Genomic DNA, 4972 nt, shown 5'->3' with positions numbered 1-4972 from the left:
TAGCCGCGTAGCGACGCTCGCCGACAAATAGCGCGATCAGAATGCCGCCACTTAGCGCGAGCGTTTACATCTTCGGCGAGAACTTGTTGAACCCTTCCGAATAGCTGTCGTAGCGGCCCGACACGTTGACGCTCAGCTGATCGAAGATCGGCGCGGCGGCTTCGAAATAGGCGGCCCACACGTCGCGGTCGCCGAACGCCTGCGCGGTCGACAGACCGGGCACGTCGAGGTTCGGGTTGGCGCTGCGGTTGTTCAGCTTCTCCTTGCGATACTGGCCACCGACCGCGAGCTGGACGTTGCCGCCCGGCAGCGCGAACAGGTCACGCGATACCGACGCGTCGGTCGTGAAGATCGACGAATCCGACAGCGAGGTGATCGGCGGCAGGACCGAATCGCGCACCGCCTGTGAATTCAGGCTCGGATTCACGAAGTTGTACGACCCCGTGTTGATCGCGCGGACCAACCCGTTCAGGTTTGCGAAGCCGGTCTGGATGAGTCCAGATCGTCGCGCGAATAGCCGACGTCGACCGCCCAGCGCCACGTATCGGCCAGCGTGCCGTGCAGGCCGCCGGTGATGCGATACAGCTCGTTCGTCCGCTCCGACCCCGCCTTCACGTCGCCGAACAGGTAATAGATGCGTGCCGCATTCGCCGCCGCGATCGCCGGCGTCGCCGCCGCGTTGGTGGCGTAGGGGTTGTTCGGGTTCAGCTGGCGATCCGCCGCGGTCGCGCAATTGGTGCCCGCCGAGCAGATGAAGTACGGCAGCACGATGCCCGGGTTGCTGGTCGAAGTGCTGGGCGCGCCACCGAACGCCTGGTTCTGGCGGATGCCGCGCGGCAGCAGCTGGATGTCGACTTTGTTGTTCGAATAGCTGCCCTGGACATAGCCCTCGACGGTATCGGCCACACGGAAGCTAAAGCGGGCCTGGCCGGCGAAGCGGCGCTGCTTCGGCAGGATCTGGACGTACTCGCGCGTCAGGTCGTGCGCGCAGGCCGTGCCGACCCGCGACGAGGTGTTTTCCGAGAAGGTGCCGAACGGGCAGTTCGCCAGCGGGGTCAGCGAGGTGAAGATCGCCGGCGACGTCGCGTTGGCGATGCTGCCTGCAAGCGGGTTGTTGAGATCGGTCTGCGTGGTGCGCGTGACCACCGCATTGGTCGTCGGGCTGGTCAGCGTGTCGTCGGCACGGTTGTTATCGTTGCCGCCGGCTGCGCGCAGGTCGAGCGTGTTGAACGGGAAGCCGCGCGAGTCCGCGGTGACCTTGCCGCTGTCCTCATATTCGCCGCCGACGTAGAAATTCCACCCCTGGGTGTCATAGTCGCCAATGCCGCCGAGCAGGCGCAGGCGGTACTTGTGGCCGTCGCCCTTCTCGGTCACGCCGGCTTCCGCGCCGCCGTCGATGCCGGTGAACTTCTTGCGGGTGATGATGTTGACCACGCCGCCGATCGCGTCCGCGCCGTACAGCGACGAAGCGCCGTCCTTCAGCACCTCGATCCGATCGACGCCGACCTGCGGGATGCTGTTGAGGTCAACGTAGCTGTTATGGCCGTCGTCGCTCAGCGGGAAGTTGGCGACGCGCAGGCCGTCGACCAGTACCAGCGTCGAGGACACGCCCAGGTTGCGCAGCGAGATCGCCGAGCCGCCGGCCGAGAAGCCGCTGGTGAAGCCGATGCCGATCGAACCCGCGCCGTCGGCCGCCGCCTGGCGGATCGCGTCTGCGGTGTTGGTGATGCCGGCGCGGGTCAGGTTCTCCGCGGTCACGACGGTGACGGGGAGCGCGGTCAGCGTGTCGGCGCCGCGGAACAGCGTGCCGGTGACGACGACGTCCTGCGGTTCGTCGGCGGTCGTATCGGCGGTCTGCGGCACCGTGGCGGTCGTATCCTGCGGGGCGGGCGCGGTCTGCGCGAGCGCCGGCTGCGCGACCGCGGCGGCCGACAGCAGCAGCGTCGACGCCAGCATGCGCCGGCGGAACTGGGTGATCATGGCAATGTCCCTTCGTCGTTTCTTTTTATGGCGCGAAACCGCGCGGCCGATTTGCTCGGTCCGTTGCGGATATCCGCTCATTTCGAAGGCGGGACAATCAGGTGAAGGATTGCCTTGCTACCGTGTTGCTTCCGCACAACACAAGGCACCAGGCATTTGTTTTATCTCGATTATTATAGTTAGTTTCGTTCAAGTCCGCGTGCAAATTTGCCCTTCGGACCGCATCGCTCAGGCCGACGTCTAACCGTTGCGCGAGACAGCGATGACGGTGTCGGCCACCGCCGGCGAGCAGATCAGCAGGTCGGGCAGCCAGGTATCGGCTCGATTGTAAACCAGCGGACTGCCATCGAGACGGCTGACATGCAGCCCGGCGGCCAGCGCCACGGCCGCAGGCGCGCAATTGTCCCAGACATATTGGCCGCCGGAATGGAGGTAGATGTCCGCCTCCCCCAACACCACCGCCATCGCCTTGGCCCCGGCCGACCCCATCGGCACGAGTTCGCCACCCAAAGCCTCCGCCACGCGGACGGCTTCCGCCGGCGGCCGGCTGCGGCTGACGACGATGCGGGGCGGCACGCGCACCGGGGGGGCGGCGCGGCACCCGTCGGTACACAGGGTCACGTCGCGCGCCGGGAGTGCAACTGCGCCGACTTCCGGGCGGCCGTCGATGCTAAGGCCGATATGGACTGCCCAGTCGGGCCGCATGGCCGCATATTCGGACGTACCGTCCAGCGGATCGATGACCCAGCAGCGACGCGCCGAACAGCGGCGCGGGTCGTCCTCACTTTCCTCCGACAGGACGAAGTCGTCCGGCCGCGCCGCGCGCAGGCGATCGAGGATCAGCGCGTTCGCCACCCGATCGCCCTCGTCGCCCAGCGCCCTGCCCTCCAGCAGACCGGCGTGCTGAAGGTGGTGGAGCAACGCCCCCGCCTCGGTCGCGATCTGTCGCGCCAGTTCGGCATCCGTGAGGGCGGCTGCGCTCAAATCACCGGGCTCCACATGCCGACCACGCGGTCGACGATCAGTTCGGCGGCATCCTCTGCCGAAATCCGGCTGGTGTCGATGCGGACGTCAGGGCTTTCCGGCGGCTCGTAGGGGCTGGAGATGCCGGTGAAATTCGCGATCTCCCCTGCCCGCGCCTTCGCATAGAGCCCCTTCACGTCGCGTCCCTCGGCAACGCTGAGCGGCGTGTCGATGAAGATTTCCAGGAACTCGCCCTCGGGCATCAGCGCGCGCACCATCTCACGCTCGGCACGGAACGGCGAGATGAAGGCGGTCAGCACGATCAGGCCGGCGTCGGTCATCAGCTTGGCGACCTCGCCCACGCGACGGATGTTCTCGATCCGGTCGGCGTCGCTGAACCCAAGGTCGCGGTTGAGCCCATGGCGGATATTGTCGCCGTCCAGCAGGAAGCTGTGCTTGCCCAGCGCGTGCAGCTTCTTCTCGACCAGGTTCGCGATGGTCGACTTGCCCGATCCGGACAGGCCGGTGAACCACAGCAGTTTGGGCGCCTGCCCCTTCTGCGCGGCGTGGGCTTCGCGCGTGATCTCGATATTCTGCCAGTGGACGTTCTGCGCGCGGCGTAGCGGGCGGGCGATCATGCCGGCGGCGACAGTCGCGTTGGTCAGCTTGTCGATCAGGATGAAGCCACCCAGGTCGCGGCTGTCCTCGTAGGGCGCGAACGGGATCGCGCGGTCGGCATGGACATGCGCGACGCCGATGTCGTTCAGACCAAGCGTCTTGACCGACAGGTGCGCGAGCGAGTTGACGTCGATCGCATGTTCGGGCGGGCGGACGCTGGCGCTGACGGTGGTCGCGCCGGTCTTCAGCCAGTAAGCGCGGCCGGGCAGCAGCGGCGCCTCGTCCATCCAGACGATCGTCGTCTCGAACTGGTCGGCGGCCTCGACCGCAGCTTCGGCGGTCGCGATCACGTCGCCGCGCGAGCAGTCGACTTCGTCCGCCAGCGTCAGCGTGACCGACTGGCCGGCTTGCGCCTCGCTCAGGTCGCCGTCGGAGGTGACGATCCGCGCGACCCGGCTGGTCTTGCCCGAGGGCACGATCCGGACCGCATCGCCCGGCCGCACGACTCCGCGCGCGATCCGGCCGGCAAAGCCGCGGAAGTCGAGGTTGGGGCGATTGACCCATTGCACCGGCATCGCGAAGACGCCCGCGGCGTCCCGCTCGGCATCGACTTCGACCGTCTCCAGATGTTCGAGCAGGGTCGGCCCGGCGAACCACGGCGTATTGTCCGAACGGCTCGCGATATTGTCGCCGCCCAGGCCGGAGATCGGAAAGGCCGTGGGCGGCGCCATGCCGATCGACGCGGCGAACGCCCCGAACTCCGCGACGATCGCGTCATAGGCCGCACGGTCCCAGCCGATCAGGTCCATCTTGTTGATGGCGAGCGCGACGTGGCGGATTCCGAGGAGGTTGACCAGGAACCCATGCCGCCGCGTCTGCGTCAACACGCCCTTGCGCGCATCGATCAGGATGACGGCCAGATCCGCGGTCGACGCGCCGGTGACCATGTTGCGGGTATATTGTTCGTGGCCCGGCGTGTCGGCGACGATGAACTTGCGTTTGTCGGTCGCGAAGAAGCGATAGGCGACGTCGATCGTGATCCCCTGCTCGCGCTCGGCGGCAAGGCCATCGACCAGCAGGGCGAAGTCGATGTTCTGCCCCTGCGTGCCGAGACGCTTGGAGTCCGCCTCCAGCGCGGCGAGCTGGTCGTCGAAGATCGTGCGGCTGTCGTAGAGCAGCCGGCCGATCAGCGTGGACTTGCCGTCGTCGACCGACCCGCAGGTCAGGAACCGCAGCAGCGACTTGTCCTGATGGCGCGCGAGGTACGCGTCGATGTCGGACGCGATCAGCGCGTCAGGGCGGTAGGTGGTCATGCTACGATCCTCCCCGGCACGGGGAGGGGACCGCGACGCGCAGCGGCGTGGTGGAGGGGGCGGGCCGCGAGCGGGTCGCTTGCGGCGCTCCCCCTCCA

4 protein-coding genes are annotated in these 4972 nt (G+C 67.3%); all 4 read right to left on the bottom strand.

Going from position 1 to position 4972, the window contains the following annotated elements; all coding sequences use genetic code 11:
* Positions 1–64: 64 nt before the first annotated feature.
* The gene (locus ACFSC3_RS02870; RefSeq protein WP_380938516.1) at positions 65–427 is read right to left on the bottom strand and encodes a TonB-dependent receptor domain-containing protein; all 363 of its coding nucleotides are present in this window, start codon (positions 425–427) and stop codon (positions 65–67) included.
* Positions 428–468: 41 nt separating this feature from the next.
* A complete protein-coding gene (locus ACFSC3_RS02865; protein WP_380938514.1) occupies positions 469–1980 on the bottom strand; it encodes a TonB-dependent receptor in 1512 nt (503 codons plus the stop codon).
* A 240-nt stretch (positions 1981–2220) separates the two neighbouring features.
* Positions 2221–2964, bottom strand: coding sequence for a 3'(2'),5'-bisphosphate nucleotidase CysQ (locus tag ACFSC3_RS02860; RefSeq protein WP_380938512.1), 744 nt, complete (start codon positions 2962–2964; stop codon positions 2221–2223).
* Complete coding sequence (gene cysN, locus ACFSC3_RS02855; RefSeq protein WP_380938510.1) at positions 2961–4874, bottom strand: sulfate adenylyltransferase subunit CysN; 1914 nt, start codon at positions 4872–4874, stop codon at positions 2961–2963. Before cysN ends, ACFSC3_RS02860 begins: the two co-directional genes overlap by 4 nt.
* Positions 4875–4972 lie beyond the last annotated feature (98 nt).

Origin of the sequence: Sphingomonas floccifaciens, from assembly GCF_042681125.1 — a bacterium.
In the GTDB taxonomy this organism is placed as follows: Bacteria; Pseudomonadota; Alphaproteobacteria; order Sphingomonadales; family Sphingomonadaceae; genus Sphingomonas; species Sphingomonas floccifaciens.
This window is presented reverse-complemented; position numbering and strand designations above follow the sequence as displayed.

Bases quoted from the DNA above. Each gene is read 5' to 3' on its own strand.
- ACFSC3_RS02865 (WP_380938514.1), bottom strand. From the start codon at position 1,980: ATGATCACCCAGTTCCGCCGGCGCATGCTGGCGTCGACGCTGCTGCTG.
- cysN (WP_380938510.1), bottom strand. From the start codon at position 4,874: ATGACCACCTACCGCCCTGACGCGCTGATCGCGTCCGACATCGACGCG.